Genomic DNA, 301 nt, shown 5'->3' with positions numbered 1-301 from the left:
CTTGCCGCCGATCGGCGGCCCGCTGTTGTCGATCAGTTGCCGCAGCGGAATCAGCAGGCCCGAGTGCAGGTCGCGCTCCAGCGAGCCGGTCAGCGGCAGCTCGTCCAGCCACCAGATCGGATAGGCCTGCGGGTCGATCGTGCCCGGCCGCAGCCGCGCGCCGTCGAGGCGGCTGGCGCCGAAGTAACTGGCCACGCCTTCGTTGATCCATTTGGCGCGCGAGAAGCCGGCGCGCTCGGCATGCAGCTGATGGGTCGCCTCGTGCAGCATCCAGTGGTAGGGGTTGGCGGCGTCCGCGGCG

General features: G+C 70.8%; 1 protein-coding gene. It reads right to left on the bottom strand.

The annotated features are described in order from the left end of the window. Nucleotides 1–270, bottom strand: a 270-nt coding sequence (locus tag HKX41_11005; GenBank protein NNC24659.1) for a hypothetical protein, incomplete at its 3' end; no start/stop codon positions are given. Between the last annotated feature and the right edge of the window lie 31 nt (nt 271–301).

This window comes from Salifodinibacter halophilus, assembly GCA_012999515.1.
Lineage (GTDB): Bacteria > Pseudomonadota > Gammaproteobacteria > Nevskiales > Salinisphaeraceae > Salifodinibacter > Salifodinibacter halophilus.
Note: the sequence above shows the minus strand (reverse complement) of the source record. Positions and strands in the feature narration are given on the sequence as shown.